We start from the raw sequence: 19,155 nt of genomic DNA, 5'->3' as shown, positions 1-19,155 counted from the left end.
AGAGTGTATAAATCCCCCGCGATACGCTGTAAAATCCCGCCCTGATAACTCCATAATTGATGAATTTTTAACCTATGAGCAATGTTACGCACCAGCCGAAAATCGGCTTCGTCTCCCTGGGCTGCCCGAAAAACCTGGTGGATTCAGAACGCATCCTGACCGAACTGCGCACCGAGGGCTATGACGTGGTGCCAAGCTACGACAACGCCGATATGGTGATCGTTAACACCTGCGGGTTTATCGACAGCGCGGTCCAGGAATCACTGGAAGCTATCGGTGAAGCCCTGACCGAAAACGGCAAAGTGATCGTGACCGGCTGTCTGGGCGCGAAAGAAGACCAGATCCGCGAAGTGCACCCTAAGGTGCTGGAGATCACCGGCCCGCACAGCTACGAGCAGGTGCTGCAACATGTTCATCACTACGTGCCAAAACCAAAGCATAACCCGTTCCTGAGCCTGGTGCCGGAACAGGGCGTGAAGCTGACGCCGCGCCACTACGCGTACCTGAAAATTTCCGAAGGCTGTAACCATCGCTGCACCTTCTGCATCATCCCATCCATGCGTGGCGATCTGGTGAGCCGTCCGATTGGCGAAGTGCTGGCGGAAGCTAAACGTCTTGCCGACGCGGGCGTGAAGGAGCTGCTGGTCATCTCCCAGGACACCTCTGCCTACGGCGTGGACGTGAAGCACCGCTCCGGTTTCCACAACGGCGAGCCGGTGAAAACCAGCATGGTCGGCCTGTGCGAGCAGCTGTCCAAACTCGGTATCTGGACGCGCCTGCACTACGTCTACCCGTACCCGCACGTTGACGATGTCATCCCACTGATGGCGGAAGGCAAAATTCTGCCGTACCTGGACATCCCGCTGCAGCACGCGAGCCCGCGTATCCTGAAGCTGATGAAGCGCCCTGGCTCCGTTGACCGCCAGCTGGCCCGCATCAAGCAGTGGCGTGAGATCTGCCCTGACCTGACCCTGCGCTCCACCTTCATCGTCGGCTTCCCGGGTGAAACCGAAGAAGACTTCCAGATGCTGCTCGACTTCCTGAAAGAAGCGCGTCTCGACCGCGTCGGCTGCTTCAAGTACAGCCCGGTAGAAGGCGCAACCGCCAACGAGCTGGCGGACCAGGTGCCGGAAGAGGTGAAAGAAGAACGCTGGAACCGCTTCATGCAGCTGCAGCAGCAGATTTCTGCCGAGCGTCTGCAGGAAAAAGTGGGCCGCGAGATCATGGTTATTATCGACGAAGTTGACGAAGAAGGCGCGATTGGCCGCAGCATGGCGGACGCCCCTGAAATCGACGGCGCGGTGTACCTGAATGGCGAAACCAACGTTAAGCCGGGTGATATTATTCGCGTGAAGGTTGAAAACGCGGATGAGTATGACCTGTGGGGTAGCCGGGTTTAATCTTCCTGCTCCTCTTTTGTAGGCCGGGTAAGGCGTAGCCGCCACCCGGCACATTTCACTGCGCTACCCCTTAATCCTCGGATCCAGCGCGTCGCGCAGACCGTCACCCAGCAGGTTAAACGCCAGCACGGTCAGAAAAATCGCCAGGCTCGGGAAGATCGCCACGTGCGGTGCAATCACCATATCCGCCCTCGCCTCGTTCAGCATCGCGCCCCACTCCGGCGTTGGAGGCTGAGCACCCAACCCTAAAAACGACAGGCTGGCCGCCGAGATAATCGACACGCCGATACGCATGGTGAAATAGACCACGATGGACGACACCGTACCCGGCAGAATATGGCTGAACAGGATGGTGGCGTCGCTGGCCCCCATGCTGCGGGCAGATTCTATAAAGGTCTGCTGTTTCAGCACCAGCGTGTTGCCGCGCACCAGGCGCGCAAACGCCGGAATCGAAAACACCGCGACCGCAATGATGACGTTGGCCATGCCGCTGCCCATGATCGCCACCACCGCAATCGCCAGCAGAATGCCGGGAAAAGCAAACAGCACGTCGCAGATGCGCATGATGATGCGGTCCCACCAGCCTTCGTAATATCCGGCAACGAGCCCCAGCACGGTACCGATGGCCGCGCCGATCAGCACCGCGAACACCCCGGCGGCAAGCGAGATTTGCGCCCCGACCAGCACGCGGCTAAAGATATCGCGCCCGAGGGAGTCCACGCCGAACCAGTGCAGCATCGACGGTCCGTCGTTCAGACGGTCATAGTCAAAATAGTTTTCCGCATCAAATGGCGCCACCCACGGCGCAATCACCGCCACTGCAATAAGCAGCAGCACAAACAGCCCCGCGGTCATCGCGACCGGCTGACGACGAAAACGCCGCCAGAATTCAGACCACGGGGTGCGGACGTGGTCCGGTTTTAGCCCCGGCATCGCGTTTAAAACGGCCTGACGTCGCCAGTTCAATAATCGCATCTTACTTATACCTGATGGCCGGGTTAATGGCGGCGTAGAGCACGTCCACCACTAAGTTGATAAGAATAAACTCCAGCGAGAAAAGCAGGACTTCCGCCTGAATCACCGGGTAGTCGCGCATCTCGACGGAATCGACCAGCAGGCGTCCCAGCCCCGGCCAGTTGAAGACTTTTTCCACCACGATAGAGCCGCCCAGCAGGAAGCCAAACTGCAGCCCCATCATCGTCACCACCGGGATCATCGCGTTGCGGAACCCGTGCTTGAGAATGACCCACTTCTCGCTGACCCCTTTCGCCCGCGCGGTGCGAATATAATCTTCACTCAGCACGTCAACGAACGAGGCGCGGGTAAAGCGGGCCATCACGGCCGACACGGCAGCCCCAAGCGTCATGGAAGGCAGGATGTAATGCTTCCAGGTATCGGCCCCGACGGTGGGCAGCCAGCCCAGCTCAACGGAGAAGATCTGCATCAGCAGCATCCCCAGCGCGAACGCCGGGAAGGAGATGCCGGTCACCGCCAGCGCCATGCCGAGCTTGTCCGGCCAGCGGTTGCGCCAGACGGCAGCGACAATACCGGCGCCAAGCCCAAACACGACTGCCCAGCTCATGCTGGCAATCGTCAACCAGAACGTCGGCATAAAGCGGCTGGCGATCTCCTCCGACACCGGACGGCGCGACACCATCGAGATACCAAAGTCACCCTGAAGAACGTTGCCTATATAGTGCAGAAACTGCATATACAGAGGCTGGTCAAGACCCAGCTGTTTACGCACCAGATCAATGACCGTGGCATCCGCTTCGGGCCCGGCAACCAGACGCGCCGGATCGCCCGGCAGCATATGGACAAACAAAAACACCAGCACCGCCACAATCAGCAGCGTCGGAATAAGCCCCAGCAGGCGTTTACAAACATAATTCAGCATGGGCGTTATTTTAAATCCGCATCGTCAAAGCTAAAGCCCGTATCAGGCATGATGTAGAACCCGGTCAACGCTTTGTTATGGGCTGACACCAGCTTCTCCACCACCAGCGGCACCCACGGCGACTCTTTCCAGATGATGTCCTGTGCGTCCTTATAGAGACGAGCTTTCTCGTCCGGTTTAGTGGTTTTCAGCGCATCGGCCAGGTCTTTGTCCACCTGCGGGTTGCTGTAGAACGCGGTGTTGAATAGGGTTGGCGGCCAGTTCTGCGAGGCAAACAGCGGCGACAGCGCCCAGTCGGCTTCACCAGTCGATGCCGACCAGCCGGTGTAGAACATCCGCACGCCGCTCTCTTTCTGCCCTTTCCCCTCCACTTCTGCCGCACGCTGTCCGGCATCCATTGCCGTGACCTGTACCTTGATACCCACCTGCGCCAGCTGCTGCTGGGTAAACTGCAGCACCTTCTGGGCGGTGCTGTGATTATGCGACGACCACAGCGTGGTGCTAAAACCGTTCGGGAAGCCCGCCTCTTTCAGCAGCTCGCGCGCTTTAGCCGGATCGTACGGCCACGGCTGATAGCTTTGCGCATAGGCGATAGCCGGCGGCAGCACGCCGGTGGCCGGGGTGGCATAGCCCGCAAAAGCGACCTTCACCAGCGCCTGACGGTTAATGGCATAGTTAATAGCTTCGCGCACCTTCGGGTTATCGAACGGCTTTTGCGTGACGTTCATGCTGATGTAGCGCTGCATGATCGACGGGCTGGCGACCAGCTCCAGCTTGCTGTTTTTCTGCAAAATGGCGGCCTGCTCATACGGGATCGGGAAGGCAAACTGCGCCTCGCCGGTTTGCAGCATCGCCGCGCGGGTGTTGTTGTCCACCACCGGGCGCCAGGTGATGGTATCCAGCTTCGGCAGCCCCTGCTGCCAGTAGCCCGCGAACTTCTTCACCTTCACAAAATCGGTCTGGTTCCAGGTGAGCAGTTCGTAAGGGCCGGTGCCAACAGGGTGGAAACCGATCTCTTTGCCGTATTTCTGCAGCGCGGCAGGGGAAATCATCGCCGTTGCCGGATGCGCCAGAATATTGATAAACGCGGAGAACGGCTCTTTCAGGGTGATTTTTACCGTTGCCGGGTCGACCACCTCGGTTTTGGCGATGTTTTTATAAAGGTTATAGCGCTTGAGGCTGTTTTCAGGATTGCTGGCGCGATCGAGGTTAATCTTCACCGCCTCCGCATTGAAGTCTGTCCCGTCCTGGAACTTCACGCCGGTTCTGAGCTTGATGGTGTAGACCAGCCCGTTGTCGGACACGGTGTACCCCTCCGCCAGCACGTTTTTGAGCTTCATCTCTTTATCCAGGCCGAACAGGCCCTGGTAGAACGATTTCGCCACCGCCTGAGAGAGCGTGTCGTTGGCGTCATACGGATCGAGCGTGGTGAAATTGGAGCCGACGGCAACCACCACATCTTTGGCAGCGAACGCGGGGGCAGCGGCCAGGGCTGCCGTCACGCTCGCGGCTAACAACCATCTACGCGCTACAAATGTAACCATTGTGTTCTCCTGCCTGTTGTAAGTTATAACCGCGAAAAAGCATTGTCCTGACGCGGGGGAGCGACGAAATGACCCGGCTCGACCTCGCGAAGCGTCACGCGCTCCACGGCCTCGCCGAGTTTATGAATATTACCCGGCATATCATCCTGCAGCAGCACGCGCTGGCCGTGACGATGTGCGGGATCGGCAACCGGAACCGCCGCAATAAGCTTGCGGGTGTACGGGTGCTGCGGGTTCTCGAACACTGCCCTTCGCGGCCCAATCTCCACGATCTGCCCCATAAACATCACCGCCACGCGATGGCTGATGCGCTCGACCACCGCCATGTCGTGCGAGATAAACAGAAAGGCGATACCCATATCCCGCTGTAAATCCAGCAACAGATTGATGATTTGCGCCCGAATAGAGACATCCAGCGCAGAGACGGATTCATCCGCAATCACCACTTTCGGGTTCAGCGCCAGCGCGCGGGCGATGCAGATACGCTGCCGCTGCCCGCCGGAAAACTCGTGCGGATAACGCCAGGCGTGTTCCGGCTTCAGGCCAACGCGCTCCAGCAGCCACGCCACGCGACGCTGCGCCGCCTCGCCGTCGAGCAGGTTATGCACCCGCAGCGGCTCCATGATCGAATACCCCACCGTATGGCGCGGATCGAGGGAGGCATACGGATCCTGAAAAATAAACTGAATATCCCGCCGCACCGCCTGCAGCCTGCTGTCCGGAAGGGTATCAATGCGCTCGCCGTTAAAGGTAATGCTGCCCTCCTGAGATTCCACCAGACGGAGCAGCGCGCGCCCGGTCGTGGATTTACCGCAGCCGGACTCCCCCACCAGCGCCAGCGTTTCGCCCGGCCAGAGGTCGAAGCTGACGTTTTCCACCGCGTGCACTTCGCGCTTCACCCGGTTCAACACGCCGCTGCGCAGCGGAAACCGGGTGACCAGATTTCGTACTTCCAGAATGGGCTTGCCCGGCACCACGGTGTCCTGCTCGCGTTCATCCTCCTGCGGCTCAGACGCCTCGAGGGAAATCAGCGGAAAACGGCGCGGCAGATCGCTGCCGTTCATCGCCCCCAGGCGCGGGACCGCCGCCAGCAGTGCTTTGGTGTAAGGATGCGCGGGCGCGTGAAAAATCTGCTCGACCGGGCCGGTTTCTACCGCGCAGCCCTTATGCATCACCAGTACGCGATCGGCGATATCGGCAACCACGCCCATATCGTGGGTGATAAAGATCACCCCCATCTCCATCTCCTGCTGCAGCACGTTGATGAGCTGCAGGATCTGCGCCTGAATGGTCACGTCCAGCGCCGTTGTCGGCTCGTCGGCAATGAGCACCGCCGGACGGCAGGAGAGCGCCATGGCGATCATTACCCGCTGGCGCATGCCGCCGGAAAGCTGATGCGGATAGCGGCCCAGAATAGCCTGTGCCTCCGGAATGCGCACCAGCTCAAGCATCCGTCGGGCCTCTTTGAGCGCTTCATCGCCGCTCAGCCCCTGATGCAGGCGGATAGACTCGGCAATTTGCTCCCCGACCGGGAACACCGGGTTCAGAGAGGTCATCGGCTCCTGAAAGATCATCGCAATGTCCGCCCCGCGTACGCCCTGCATCTGCGAACCGCTTAGCTCATTTAAATCAATGACCTGACGGTTACGGCGGCGCAGGAGCATTTTCTCGCTGCTGATTTGCCCGCCCGTCTGTTCCAGCAGGCGCATCAGCGCCAGCGCGGTGACCGATTTCCCGGAACCGGATTCGCCAACAATCGCCAGCGTCTCGCCGCGCCTGAGCGTGAACGATAAATTCTGTACTGCGGGGAAGAACTGCCGCTCTTCCTGAAACGCAATATTCAGCTGATGGACAGCCAATACTTCGCGGTTGTCCAGCTCTTCACTGTGCGGCACGCGCTGCCCCCTTATTCACGATAGATGCCCGTGCTCGGCTCATCACCGGCATAGCCCCAGGCGCGATACATGCCTTCGCTGTTGAACGGCAGGGCCACGTTGCCCTCACGATCCACCGCAATGAGTCCGCCGACGCCGCCCAGGGCAGGTAATTTTTCCATCACCACGCGCTCGCAGGCCTCGCTCAGGCTTAAGCCGCCGTAATCCATCAGCGCGGTAATGTCATAGGCCGCGAGAGCGCGGATAAACACTTCTCCGGTGCCGGTACACGACACCGCCGCCGTCGCGTTATTGGCATAGCAACCCGCGCCAGGCAGCGGGCTATCACCCACGCGTCCGGGCAGCTTGTTGGTCATCCCGCCCGTGGAAGTTGCCGCCGCGAGGTTGCCGGCTTTATCCAGCGCCACCGCGCCCACCGTGCCCATTTTGCTGCGCTCATCCAGCGGCGCAGTATGGTCAAGCTGCGTCATGCCCGCCGAACGAGCTTCCAGTAACTGCTGATAGCGCGCTTCCGTGGAAAACAGATCGGGCGATACCGGCTCCATTCCGTGTTCGAAGGCAAACCTCTCCGCCCCCGCGCCCGTCAGCAGCACGTGCGGACTCTCTTCCATCACCAGACGCGCGGCCAGCACCGGGTTACGCAGGTGGCTGACGCCCGCCACGGCGCCCGCTTTCAGGGTAATACCGTCCATCACGCAGGCATCCAGCTCGTGCGTTTCATTCCGGGTAAAGACCGAACCGATCCCCGCATTAAATAACGGGCACTCTTCCAGCAGGCGCACCGCCTCGGTGACCACGTCCAGCGCGCTTTCGCCCGCTTCCAGCATTCTCTGGCCCGTTTCCACAATGGCGTACAGCGCGTCGATGTAGCGCTTTTCCTGCTCGGGACTGAGCTGTGCTCGGGTGATTGCCCCGGCGCCACCATGAATTGCGATTACCGCATTAACCATTCGCATCACCCGTTAGCCTGTTTTGCGGCTTTTTCTATAAATATCATTATCGTCGACGAAACTTCAGATGATTTTTGAATATAGAAAGACGTAACAGTGATGTAAAGCGTGCACCCTTCGGTCATACAGTTAGCCGCACTTTTCTGCCATAATGGACGCTTTCGTTGTTACTCCGCAGGAGCCCACCATGGATTTTACCGCCGGACTGATGCCGCTTGAGACGGCACTCACGCAGATGCTTGACCGAGTTTCCCCGCTGCATGACGTAGAGACGCTGCCCCTCGTGCGCTGTTTTGGCCGTATTGCCGCGCGCGATATCGTCTCTCCGCTTAACGTGCCGGGGTTTGATAACTCAGCGATGGACGGTTACGCGGTACGCCTGGCGGATCTCCAGACGGGTAATGCCCTGCCGGTGGCGGGCAAAGCCTTTGCGGGTCAGCCGTTTAGCGGTGAATGGCCTGCGGGCACCTGCGTGCGCATCATGACCGGCGCGCCGGTTCCGGCCGGCTGCGACGCCGTGGTAATGCAGGAAGAGACCGAACAGACCGACGACGGCGTGCGTTTTACCGCCAACGTTAAAGCGGGCCAGAACATCCGCCGTACCGGCGAGGACATTACCCTCGGCGCGACCGTTTTTGCCGCCGGGCAAAGGCTGACGGTGGCAGAGCTGCCGGTGCTGGCCTCGCTCGGCATCGCGGAAGTCGACGTTATCCGCAAAGTGCGCGTCGCCGTCTTCTCCACCGGCGACGAGCTGCAGCTTCCGGGCCAGCCGCTGCAGGACGGCCAGATTTACGACACCAACCGCCTGGCGGTACACCTGATGCTGGAGCAACTGGGCTGCGAGGTGATTAACCTCGGCATCATTCCAGACGACCCGGAAAAACTGCGCGCGGCGTTTATCGAGGCGGATAAATCCGCCGACGTGGTCATCAGCTCCGGCGGCGTCTCCGTGGGCGAAGCGGATTACACCAAAACCCTTCTTGAAGAGCTGGGCGAAATCGCCTTCTGGAAGCTGGCGATCAAGCCGGGCAAGCCGTTTGCGTTTGGCAAGCTTTCACACAGCTGGTTCTGCGGCCTGCCGGGTAACCCGGTCTCGGCGGCACTCACCTTCTACCAGCTGGCGATCCCGCTGCTGGCGAAGCTTTCCGGCAACAGCGCCAGCCCGCTGCCTGAACGCCAGCGCGTGCGTGCCGCCACTCGGTTGAAAAAATCACCGGGTCGTCTCGATTTTCAGCGCGGCATTCTGGCGCGCAACGCGGACGGCGAGCTCGAAGTGAGCTCCACCGGGCACCAGGGCTCACACATTTTCAGCTCCTTCAGCCTGGGCAACTGCTTTATCGTGCTGGAGCGCGAGCGCGGCAATGTGGAAGCCGGCGAATGGGTTGAGGTCGAGCGCTTTAACCACCTGTTCGGAGGCTAACATGACGGTGGAGCTGAGCGATCCGGAGATGATGCGCTACAACCGCCAGATCGTGCTGCGCGGGTTTGATTTCGAAGGTCAGGAAGCGCTCAAGGCGGCCAGCGTGCTGGTCGTCGGGCTGGGCGGGCTGGGCTGCGCCGCCGCGCAATACCTTGCCGCGGCAGGCGTGGGCAGGATGACGCTGCTGGATTTCGATACCGTGTCGGTGTCTAACCTGCAGCGCCAGACGCTGCACAGCGACGCGACGGTGGGCCAGCCGAAAGTGGACTCTGCCCGCACGGCGCTGGCGCGCATCAACCCCAACGTACAGTTCACCCTGATTGACGCGATGCTGGATGACGATGCGCTGTTCGCGCAGATTGCGCAGCACGATCTGGTCCTGGACTGCACCGATAACGTCACCGTCCGTAACCAGCTCAACGCGGGCTGTTTTGCCCATAAAACGCCGCTGGTTTCCGGCGCGGCTATCCGCATGGAGGGGCAAATCAGCGTCTTCACGTACGCCGAGGGTGAACCCTGCTACCGCTGCCTGAGCCGTCTGTTTGGCGAGAATGCGCTGACCTGCGTTGAGGCGGGCGTGATGGCGCCGCTCGTCGGCGTGATTGGCTCATTGCAGGCAATGGAAGCGATCAAGGTGCTGGCGCACTACGGCACGCCGGCAGCGGGGAAAATCGTGATGTATGACGCGATAACCTGCCAGTTCCGCGAGATGAAGCTGATGCGTAACCCGGGGTGTGAGGTGTGCGGAGGTTAAAGCAAACGGCAACCTTCAGGTTGCCGTTTTAGTGTTTGCTCCCTCTCCCTGTGGGAGAGGGTTGGGGTGAGGGCATCAGGCCGCACCCGTCAAATCGACGTCCTGCCAAACGCCCCCAGCCAGTCCTGCTCAAACTTCACAATTGCCGCATCTACCGCAGGAGAGGTAATAAACTGCTGCGCCACGTCCAGCGGCAGCGTGATGGACTCGCACCCTGCCAGCAGGCAGTCCAGCACCTGACGCGGGGTTTTAAAGCTCGCGGCCAGCACCTTTGACTGCGGCGCGTGCAGCGTCAGCAGCTGTTGCAGCTCAATTACGGTCTGAATCCCGTCCCCGCCCTGCGCGTCCACGCGGTTAACGTAAGGGGCCACATACTCCGCCCCCGCCAGCGCGGACAGCATCCCCTGCGCAGCACCGTATACCGCCGTGCCCAGCGTCGGGATCCCTTCCGCTTTTAGCATCTTGATCGCCGCCAGCCCTTCTGCGGTTACCGGCACTTTCACCACCAGATCGTTAATGATGGCGCGAAGCTTACGCGCGTCTTCCACCATCCCTTCGGCGGAGGTCGCCATCACCTGTGCGAACAGACGACCTTTACCACCAAGCGCGTCGTGCAGCGCGGGCAGCAGTTCATCGAGCGGCGTTTTACCGGCAGCTACGATGCTTGGATTGGTGGTCACGCCCGCCAGCGGGAAGATACGCGCCAGCTTTTTGACTGCCGCAACGTCAGATGTGTCGAGATAAAGTTCCATGATGTCACCCTCAAAATTAGCCTGCACTTACCCTATCACGACAAAACCTGCTGAAGAGTTGACCTGCATCAAGATAACTTTCATTCGAAAGTAATTTAATCTTCATATGCAAGATGAGAGGCAAAAACATGATCTTCAATATTCAGCGTTACTCTACCCACGACGGCCCCGGTATTCGTACCGTGGTGTTCCTGAAAGGCTGCTCGCTGGGCTGTCGCTGGTGCCAGAACCCGGAAAGCCGCTCCCGCAGCCGGGACGTGCTGTTTGATGCACGTCTGTGCCTGGACGGCTGCGACCTGTGCCAGCAGGCAGCGCCGGGCTGCATCGAACGCGCGCTGAATGGCCCGATCATCCACCGCGAAAAGCTGAGTGAAGAGACGCTTAACGCCCTCACCGACTGCTGCCCGACGCAGGCGCTGACCGTCTGTGGCGAAGAACAGCATGTCGAGGAGATCATGGCAACCGTACTGCGCGACAAGCCCTTCTACGACCGCAGCGGTGGCGGGATCACCCTCTCCGGCGGCGAGCCGTTTATGAACCCGGATCTGGCGCAGGCCCTGTTTAAAGCCAGCCATGACCAGGGGATCCACACCGCCGTCGAAACCTGCCTTCACGTGCCGTGGCACTATATCGAGCCGTCATTACCGTACGTCGATCTGTTCCTCGCAGACCTGAAGCATGTCGACGGTGACGTTTTCAAGCAGTGGACGGACGGTTCGGCTAAGCGCATCCTGGATAACCTGAAACGCCTGGCCGCCGCAGGGAAAAACATCACCATCCGCGTACCGCTCATCCAGGGCTTCAACGCAGATGAAGCCTCCATAACCGCCATCACCAACTTCGCTGCCGATGAACTCGGCGTCGACGATATTCATTTTCTGCCGTATCACACGCTGGGCATGAACAAATACACCCTGCTCGGCCAACCCTACTCTGCCCCTGACAAACCGCTGGATAACCCTGCTCTGCTGGACTTTGCGCAGCAGTACGCCCGCCAGAAAGGGTTAACCGCGACCTTACGAGGATAAACTTATGACCACCCTGAATCTCAATACCCTCAGCGAACGCATTAAGGCGCACAAAACGGCCCTGGTGCATATCGTCAAGCCGCCAGTCTGTACCGAGCGCGCCCAGCATTACACCGAAATGTACCAGCAGCACATGGACAAGCCGATCCCGGTGCGTCGCGCTCTGGCGCTGGCGCATCACCTGGCCGAACGTACCATCTGGATCAAACACGACGAGCTGATTATCGGTAACCAGGCAAGCGAGGTGCGCGCCGCGCCGATCTTCCCGGAATACACCGTCTCCTGGATTGAGAAAGAGATCGACGACCTGGCAGACCGCCCGGGCGCGGGCTTTGCGGTGAGCGAACAGAACAAGCGTGTGCTGCACGAGATCTGCCCGTGGTGGCGCGGCCAGACGGTGCAGGATCGCTGCTACGGCATGTTCACCGACGAGCAGAAAGGCCTGCTGGAAACCGGCATTATCAAAGCCGAAGGCAACATGACCTCAGGCGACGCGCACCTGGCGGTGAACTTCCCGCTGGTGCTGGAGAAAGGTCTCGACGGCCTGCGTGCCAAAGTGGCCGAACGCCGCTCGCGCATCAACCTGACGGTGCTGGAAGACCTTCACGGCGATCAGTTCCTGAAGGCGATCGATATCGTGCTGGAAGCGGTAAGCCTGCACATCAAACGTTTTGCCGACCTGGCGCGTGAAATGGCCTCGACCGAAACCCGCGAAAGCCGCCGCGACGAGCTGCTGGCTATGGCGGAAAACTGCGACGTGATTGCCCACGAGCCGCCGAAAACCTTCTGGCAGGCGCTGCAGCTGTGCTACTTCATTCAGCTGATCCTGCAGATTGAGTCCAACGGCCACTCCGTTTCCTTTGCGCGTATGGACCAGTATCTCTATCCGTACTACCGCCGCGACGTGGAGCTGAACCAGAGCCTCGACCGCGAACACGCCATTGAACTGCTGCACAGCTGCTGGCTCAAATTGCTTGAAGTGAACAAGATCCGCTCCGGCTCGCACTCCAAAGCCTCTGCCGGTAGCCCGCTGTACCAGAACGTCACCATCGGCGGCCAGAAGCTGGTCAACGGTGAGCCGATGGACGCGGTGAACCCGCTCTCCTACGCAATTCTGGAATCCTGCGGTCGCCTGCGCTCCACCCAGCCGAACCTGAGCGTGCGCTATCACGCGGGCATGAGCAACGACTTCCTCGATGCGTGCGTGCAGGTGATCCGCTGCGGCTTCGGGATGCCGGCGTTCAACAACGATGAAATCGTCATTCCGGAATTCATCAAGCTCGGCGTTGAACGCGACGACGCCTACGACTACGCGGCCATTGGCTGTATCGAAACCGCAGTGGGCGGCAAGTGGGGCTATCGCTGCACCGGCATGAGCTTTATCAACTTCGCCCGCGTGATGCTGGCGGCGCTGGAAGGCGGCCGCGATGCCACCAGCGGCAAGGTATTCCTGCCGCAGGAGAAAGCGCTCTCTGCAGGTAACTTCGACAATTTCGAGGAGGTGATGGCAGCCTGGGATAGCCAGATCCGCTACTACACCCGCAAATCCATTGAGATTGAGTACGTGGTAGACACCATGCTGGAAGAGAACGTCCACGATATTCTCTGCTCGGCGCTGGTGGACGACTGCATCGAGCGCGCGAAAAGCATCAAGCAGGGCGGCGCGAAGTATGACTGGGTCTCCGGCCTGCAGGTGGGTATCGCCAACCTCGGCAACAGCCTGGCGGCGGTGAAAAAGCTGGTGTTCGAACAGGGCACTATCGGCCAACAGCAGCTGGCGGCGGCGCTGGCGGATGACTTCGACGGGCTGACTCACGAGCAGCTGCGTCAGCGTCTGATTAACGGCGCGCCGAAGTACGGTAACGACGATGACAGCGTGGATATGCTGCTGACCCGTGCTTATCAGACCTACATTGAAGAGCTTAAGCAGTACCACAACCCTCGCTACGGCCGCGGCCCGATTGGCGGTAACTACTACGCGGGCACGTCGTCCATCTCCGCAAACGTGCCGTTTGGCGCGGCGACGATGGCAACGCCGGACGGACGTAAGGCACACACGCCGCTGGCGGAAGGGGCAAGCCCGGCTTCTGGTACGGACCACCTTGGCCCGACGGCGGTAATTGGCTCGGTGGGCAAACTGCCGACCGAAGCGATTCTCGGCGGCGTGCTGCTGAACCAGAAGCTGAATCCGTCAACGCTGGAAAACGACAGCGATCGCCAGAAGCTGATGGTGCTGCTGCGCACCTTCTTCGAGGTGCATAAGGGCTGGCATATTCAGTACAACATTGTCTCCCGCGAAACGCTGCTGGAGGCGAAGAAACACCCTGACCAGTATCGTGACCTGGTGGTGCGCGTCGCGGGTTACTCGGCGTTCTTCACCGCCCTGTCGCCGGATGCACAGGACGATATTATTGCCCGTACTGAGCATACGCTGTAACGGTGCATCCCCTCAGGGGAAATGCGCGCGCTGATGCCCTCACCCCGACCCTCTCCCACGGGGAGAGGGAGAAAACACTAAAAACGGCAACCTCAGTTGCCGTTTTGCTTTTACTTTCGAATGAAATTAAATTTGTGCTCCCCGTCACCTTGTTATTAGAATGTTTCAAAACGCAGTGACCCAGGAGCACAGTATGACCGTTAAAGTTATCGTCACCGATATGGACGGAACTTTCCTTGATGATGCCAAGCAGTACGATCGTGACCGCTTCCAGGCACAGTTTGAACAGCTTAAAGCCCGCGATATTGAATTCGTTGTCGCCAGCGGCAACCAGTATTACCAGCTCATCTCCTTCTTTCCGGCGCTAAAAGATCGGATCTCCTTCGTGGCGGAAAACGGCGCGCTGGTGTTCGACCGCGGAGAACAGATTTTTCACGGCGAGCTGACCCGCCATGAATCGCAGATCGTGATTGGCGAACTGCTGAAAGACAAAGGCCTGAACTTCGTGGCCTGCGGGCTGGAGAGCGCCTACGTCAGCGACAAAGCCCCGGACGCCTTTGTGGCGCTGATGTCAAAGCACTACCACCGCTTAAAGCGCATCAGCGATTACCGCGACATTGACGACGTGCTGTTTAAGTTCTCCCTGAACCTGCCGGACAGCGATATTCCGACGCTGGTGGATAAGCTGCACGTCTCCCTGGACGGCATCATGAAGCCGGTCACCAGCGGCTTTGGGTTTGTCGATTTGATTATCCCCGGCCTGCACAAAGCCAACGGCATCAGCCGTCTGCTGAAGCGCTGGAAAATCTCCCCTCAGGAGTGCGTGGCCATTGGCGACAGCGGCAATGATGCCGAGATGCTGAAGCTGGTAAAATATTCCTTTGCGATGGGTAACGCGGCGGAAAGCATCAAAGAAATCAGCCGCTACAGCACCGACGACAACAACCATCAGGGCGCGCTGAACGTCATTCAGGCCGTGCTCGACAACCATTCCCCGTTCGACGCCTGATCTTCTCCTCGCCGGAGCCTTGCTCCGGCAGCCTGACTCTTTTCACGTCCTGTGGCTTGCGTCAAGTTTTTAAACTTGCATTAACTTAATTTTAACTTAAAGTATCACTTGTAGAAATTTTCACTTTCGAATGAAAGATGCGAGGCAGTTATGACCTTTACCAGTGAAACTTTGCCGGCGGATCACAAAGCGGCAATCCGTCAGTTGAAACGTGAGCTGCGCGCGCAGATCGGCGACGTGCAGGCGGTGTTTAATAAGCTCAGCGATAAAATTGCCACCCGCGTGGCGGAAATCAACGCTCTTAAGAACAAAGGCGAATCCGTCTGGCCGGTGATTCCGTTTGCGGATGTGAAAAACGGCACGATTACCAACGCACAGCGCGAGGCCGTTAAACGCCGCGGCTGCGCGGTGATTAAAGGTCACTTCCCCCGCGAGCAGGCGCTGGCGTGGGATCAGTCGATACTCGACTACCTCGATCTGAACAAGTTTGACGAAGTGTACAAAGGGCCTGGCGATAACTTCTTCGGCACCTTAACGGCCTCCCGTCCGGAGATTTACCCGATCTACTGGTCGCAGGCGCAGATGCAGGCGCGTCAGAGCGAAGAGATGGCGCAGGTGCAGTCGTTCCTGAACCGTTTATGGACGTTCGAGAGCAACGGCAAGCAGTGGTTCGACCCGGATGTGAGCGTGATTTACCCGGACCGTATCCGCCGCCGTCCGCCGGGAACCACCTCGAAAGGACTCGGCGCCCATACCGACTCCGGCGCGCTGGAGCGCTGGCTGCTGCCGGCTTACCAGCAGGTCTTTGCCCACGTGTTTGACGGCAACGTCGATAAGTACGATCCGTGGAACGCCGCGCACCGTACCGAAGTGGAAGAGTACACCGTCGATAACACCACCAAATGCTCGGTGTTCCGCACCTTCCAGGGCTGGACGGCGCTGTCGGACATGATCCCCGGTCAGGGGCTGCTGCACGTGGTGCCGATCCCGGAAGCGATGGCCTATATCCTGCTGCGCCCGCTGCTGGACGACGTGCCGGAAGACGAGCTATGCGGCGTAGCGCCGGGGCGCGTGCTGCCGGTTTCCGAGAAGTGGCACCCGCTGCTCATCGAAGCATTAAGCAGTATTCCGGCGCTCGACGCGGGCGATTCCGTGTGGTGGCACTGCGATGTGATCCACTCCGTCGCGCCGGTGGAAAATCAGCAGGGCTGGGGCAACGTGATGTACATTCCTGCCGCGCCGATGTGCGAAAAGAACCTCGCCTACGCCAAAAAGGTCAAGGAAGCGCTCGAAACCGGCGCGTCGCCAGGAGATTTCCCGCGCGAAGATTATGAAAAGAGCTGGCAGGACCGCTTTACCGTGAACGATCTCAACATCCACGGCAAGCGCGCGCTGGGCATGGTTTAACTGTCATACAGACCTTCCCGCTCAACGGCGGTGCGTCGTTTCCCCTGACGTATCCGCCGTACCGATTCCCGAACGGCCAGCGTGCCGTTAAGCAGTAACGTCCCCACCGGCGCGTCCGGGCGCATGAGCCGCTGCTGGAGCATATAAACCGCTTCCGTTCCCAGCTCATCGCGGGGAACGTGCACGGCCGTTAATGGAACATCCTGGATTGCCGCCAGGTTAAACCCGTCAATGCTCATCACCGACACGTCCTGCGGCACGCGCAATCCTCTTTTTTGTAATGCGCTGATGGTGCCCGCCGCCATAAAATCGCCGCCAACCAAAAATGCGGTTGGCAAATCCTTGCCATGCATTTCGTTGAGCCAGCTGCTGACTACCTGTTCACTTTCGCGTGCGCTGAAGCTGGGCACCACCAGCAGATCGCGCTTGTCGTTGAATTTCAGGTTGTGAGACTGCCACGCGTCGCGGATCCCCGTCAGGCGCAGTTCCATGGTGTAGCGGCGCAGGCACAGCACGCTCATTACCTCACGGTGTCCCATCTCAAACAGATATTCCGCCGCCCGCTCGCCAATGGCGCGATGATCCGGCGCGACGGCAGGCAGGCGCATGTGGCGGTCACGGCAGTTAATCAGCATGCAGGGTTTGCCGACATCCACAGCCAGATCGTGGATATGCGGGTCGTCGATGCCAAGAAGGATTGCCGCCTGGGTATCCGCCTCGTTCATGCGCGCCAGAAACAGCTGGGCATCGCTATCGTTCTCTTCCAGCGCGCAGTAGCGCAAGCGCACATCGTGGGATGCAAGGCCTTTACTCACGCTCTGGATCACACGGTAGTAAAAGATGTCGGACCGCTCGTCGAACGCACGCTGAGGGGCAAAAACCACCAGGCTATTGAGCAGCAGCCGTCCCGCCGCCATACCCTCCATCACCCCTAGCTCCCGCGCGCACGCCAGCACCTTTGCGCGCGCCTTTTCGCTGGTATTCGCTTTTCCCGCCAGCACCCGCGACACGGTGCTGATCGAGAGCTGCGTGCGGGCCGCGATTTCGGTGATTTTTAGCCTTTTGTCCATTTTGTGATCTGGCTCCATTTGCGAAATGAAAAAATTTTCATAGCGTATTCGTCAGGCAATTACTGACATAAATACCATCTTGCCAGAGGCTTTTCGTCAGTTATGAGAAATTTTGCACAAAATCCACTTTTGCCCACTCATTTTCTTCCTTAAGGTGAACTTGTCACACAACTTCCATACTAGTTGTATACCAGATTAAGAATTTTAAACGGATAAAAATCAAAGTCATAAAAATCCGTGTGACACCTGAACCTCCGTCCCCTTACCGTCCGTCTTGTGGAGAGTAAAATGAGTCAGGACATCAATAACACCGTTGCGACAAGCAAAACCCGTCGCGTCATCAAGAACCTGCGCTGGTACGTGCTGGTGCTGTTCTTACTTGGCGTCACCGTTAACTACATCACCCGAAACTCACTCGGGATCCTCGCCCCGGAACTGAAAGAGAGCCTCGGGATCACCACCGAGCAATACTCCTGGATCGTCGGCGCGTTCCAGATCGCCTACACCATTTTCCAGCCCCTGTGCGGCTGGCTGATTGACGTCATTGGCCTGAAGATTGGCTTTATGGTTTGCGCCGGGATCTGGGCGCTGATGTGTATTTTCCACGCGGGCGCCGGAAGCTGGCTGCACCTCGCTATTCTGCGCTTCTTTATGGGTGCCTCTGAGGCCGCCGCTACCCCGGCGAACGCCAAAACCATCGGCGAATGGTTCCCGAAATCAGAGCGACCCGTTGCCGCCGGCTGGGCGGGCGTGGGCTTCTCCATCGGCGCGATGCTGGCCCCGCCTATCATCTACTTTGCTCACGCCTCGTTCGGCTGGCAGGGCGCGTTTATGTTTACCGGCGTGCTGGCGCTGCTGTGGGTGATCCTGTGGTGGGCGTTCTACCACAACCCGGAGCAGCACCCGAACCTGAGCAAGGACGAGCTGGCGTTTATCAAGCAGGACAACGAACCGCCTGCGGTGAAGCTGCCCTTCCTGACCGCGCTGAAAACCGTTTCAAAAAACAAACGCTTCTACGGTATCGCCATCCCCGCCTTTATGGCGGAACCGGCCTGGGCGGTGCTGAGCTTCTGGGTACCGCTGTACCTCGCCAAAGAGCACGGCATGGACCTGAAGCAGATTGCGATGTTTGCCTGGCTGCCGTTCCTCGCCGCCGACCTCGGCAGCGTGGCGAGCGGCTACCTGACGCGTCTGTACACCCGCATGTTCGGCTGCTCACGCGTTAACTCGGTCGTCGCCAGCTCCGTGACGGGCGCGTTCCTGATGATCTCTCTGGCCATCGTGGCCATTACCCGCGACCCGTATATCACCATCGTGCTGATCTCCATAGGCGGCTTCGGGCACCAGATTATTTCCTGCATGCTGAGCGCCCTGGTCGTGGAGTCGTTCGACAAAGGTCAGATGGCGACCGTCAACGGCATGCGCGGCTCGGCGGCGTGGATCGCCAGCTTCCTGTTCTCCCTGTTAATCGGTGTGACCGCCGACAAAATCGGCTTTAACCCGCTCTTTATCGCCATGGGCTTCTTTGACCTGATTGGCGCCGTCTTCCTGGTAGCATTTATTGCTGAACGTCGCGCCAAGCGCGCCTGATA

General features: G+C 59.3%; 15 protein-coding genes. 8 read left to right on the top strand and 7 right to left on the bottom strand.

Annotated features, from left to right (window positions below):
* Nucleotides 1–74: 74 nt before the first annotated feature.
* Nucleotides 75–1,400 carry a 30S ribosomal protein S12 methylthiotransferase RimO gene (gene rimO, locus ELK40_RS07520; protein WP_008501203.1) on the top strand — a complete coding sequence of 442 codons (1,326 nt, stop codon included), beginning with the start codon at nt 75–77 and terminating at the stop codon, nt 1,398–1,400.
* Nucleotides 1,401–1,463: 63 nt separating this feature from the next.
* On the opposite strand, the gene gsiD is transcribed toward rimO, so the two are convergent.
* The 5 genes from gsiD to iaaA are packed head-to-tail and all read right to left on the bottom strand — an operon-like array spanning nt 1,464 to nt 7,686.
* Nucleotides 1,464–2,375, bottom strand: a complete 912-nt coding sequence (gsiD, locus tag ELK40_RS07515) for a glutathione ABC transporter permease GsiD (protein WP_024908682.1) — start codon at nt 2,373–2,375, stop codon at nt 1,464–1,466.
* A 1-nt stretch (nt 2,376) separates the two neighbouring features.
* Nucleotides 2,377–3,297, bottom strand: coding sequence for a glutathione ABC transporter permease GsiC (gsiC, locus tag ELK40_RS07510; RefSeq protein ID WP_127730177.1), 921 nt, complete (start codon nt 3,295–3,297; stop codon nt 2,377–2,379).
* 5 nt (nt 3,298–3,302) lie between these two features.
* Nucleotides 3,303–4,841, bottom strand: a complete 1,539-nt coding sequence (gene gsiB / locus ELK40_RS07505; protein ID WP_115874577.1) for a glutathione ABC transporter substrate-binding protein GsiB — start codon at nt 4,839–4,841, stop codon at nt 3,303–3,305.
* Between the two features lie 23 nt (nt 4,842–4,864).
* Nucleotides 4,865–6,736: a glutathione ABC transporter ATP-binding protein GsiA gene (gene gsiA / locus ELK40_RS07500; RefSeq protein WP_127730175.1), complete on the bottom strand. Its 1,872-nt coding sequence runs from the start codon at nt 6,734–6,736 to the stop codon at nt 4,865–4,867.
* 11 nt (nt 6,737–6,747) lie between these two features.
* A complete protein-coding gene (gene iaaA / locus ELK40_RS07495) occupies nt 6,748–7,686 on the bottom strand; it encodes a beta-aspartyl-peptidase (RefSeq protein WP_127730173.1) in 939 nt (312 codons plus the stop codon).
* 187 nt (nt 7,687–7,873) lie between these two features.
* Here iaaA and moeA point away from each other — a divergent pair, with 187 nt between their 5' ends.
* Nucleotides 7,874–9,106, top strand: a complete 1,233-nt coding sequence (moeA, locus tag ELK40_RS07490; protein WP_127730171.1) for a molybdopterin molybdotransferase MoeA — start codon at nt 7,874–7,876, stop codon at nt 9,104–9,106.
* A gap of 1 nt (nt 9,107) precedes the next feature.
* On the top strand, nt 9,108–9,860 hold the full coding sequence (moeB, locus tag ELK40_RS07485; protein WP_127730169.1) for a molybdopterin-synthase adenylyltransferase MoeB: 753 nt from the start codon (nt 9,108–9,110) through the stop codon (nt 9,858–9,860).
* Between the two features lie 89 nt (nt 9,861–9,949).
* Here moeB and fsa read toward each other — a convergent pair whose 3' ends face one another.
* Entirely contained in the window at nt 9,950–10,612 is a 663-nt protein-coding gene (gene fsa, locus ELK40_RS07480) for a fructose-6-phosphate aldolase (protein WP_127730167.1), read from the bottom strand.
* Nucleotides 10,613–10,740: 128 nt separating this feature from the next.
* On the opposite strand from fsa, the gene ELK40_RS07475 reads away from it, so the two are divergent.
* The 4 genes from ELK40_RS07475 (at nt 10,741) to ELK40_RS07460 (ending at nt 16,493) form a co-directional block, all read left to right on the top strand.
* Nucleotides 10,741–11,640 carry a glycyl-radical enzyme activating protein gene (locus tag ELK40_RS07475; protein WP_127730165.1) on the top strand — a complete coding sequence of 300 codons (900 nt, stop codon included), beginning with the start codon at nt 10,741–10,743 and terminating at the stop codon, nt 11,638–11,640.
* Between the two features lie 4 nt (nt 11,641–11,644).
* Entirely contained in the window at nt 11,645–14,077 is a 2,433-nt protein-coding gene (locus ELK40_RS07470) for a formate C-acetyltransferase/glycerol dehydratase family glycyl radical enzyme (protein WP_127730163.1), read from the top strand.
* Nucleotides 14,078–14,270: 193 nt separating this feature from the next.
* Nucleotides 14,271–15,086, top strand: a complete 816-nt coding sequence (locus tag ELK40_RS07465) for a Cof-type HAD-IIB family hydrolase (RefSeq protein WP_127730161.1) — start codon at nt 14,271–14,273, stop codon at nt 15,084–15,086.
* 150 nt (nt 15,087–15,236) lie between these two features.
* The gene (locus ELK40_RS07460) at nt 15,237–16,493 is read left to right on the top strand and encodes a DUF1479 domain-containing protein (protein ID WP_127730159.1); all 1,257 of its coding nucleotides are present in this window, start codon (nt 15,237–15,239) and stop codon (nt 16,491–16,493) included.
* On the opposite strand, the gene ELK40_RS07455 is transcribed toward ELK40_RS07460, so the two are convergent.
* A complete protein-coding gene (locus ELK40_RS07455) occupies nt 16,490–17,563 on the bottom strand; it encodes a LacI family DNA-binding transcriptional regulator (protein ID WP_127730157.1) in 1,074 nt (357 codons plus the stop codon). The two genes, ELK40_RS07460 and ELK40_RS07455, sit on opposite strands and share 4 nt — an antisense overlap.
* Nucleotides 17,564–17,851: 288 nt before the next feature.
* Between ELK40_RS07455 and ELK40_RS07450 the strand changes: the two genes are divergently transcribed.
* Nucleotides 17,852–19,153, top strand: coding sequence for an MFS transporter (locus ELK40_RS07450; RefSeq protein ID WP_127730155.1), 1,302 nt, complete (start codon nt 17,852–17,854; stop codon nt 19,151–19,153).
* The last annotated feature ends 2 nt before the right edge of the window (nt 19,154–19,155 follow it).

The sequence above is a fragment of the Enterobacter sp. N18-03635 genome (assembly GCF_004006055.1).
Lineage (GTDB): Bacteria > Pseudomonadota > Gammaproteobacteria > Enterobacterales > Enterobacteriaceae > Enterobacter > Enterobacter vonholyi.
Note: the sequence above shows the minus strand (reverse complement) of the source record. Positions and strands in the feature narration are given on the sequence as shown.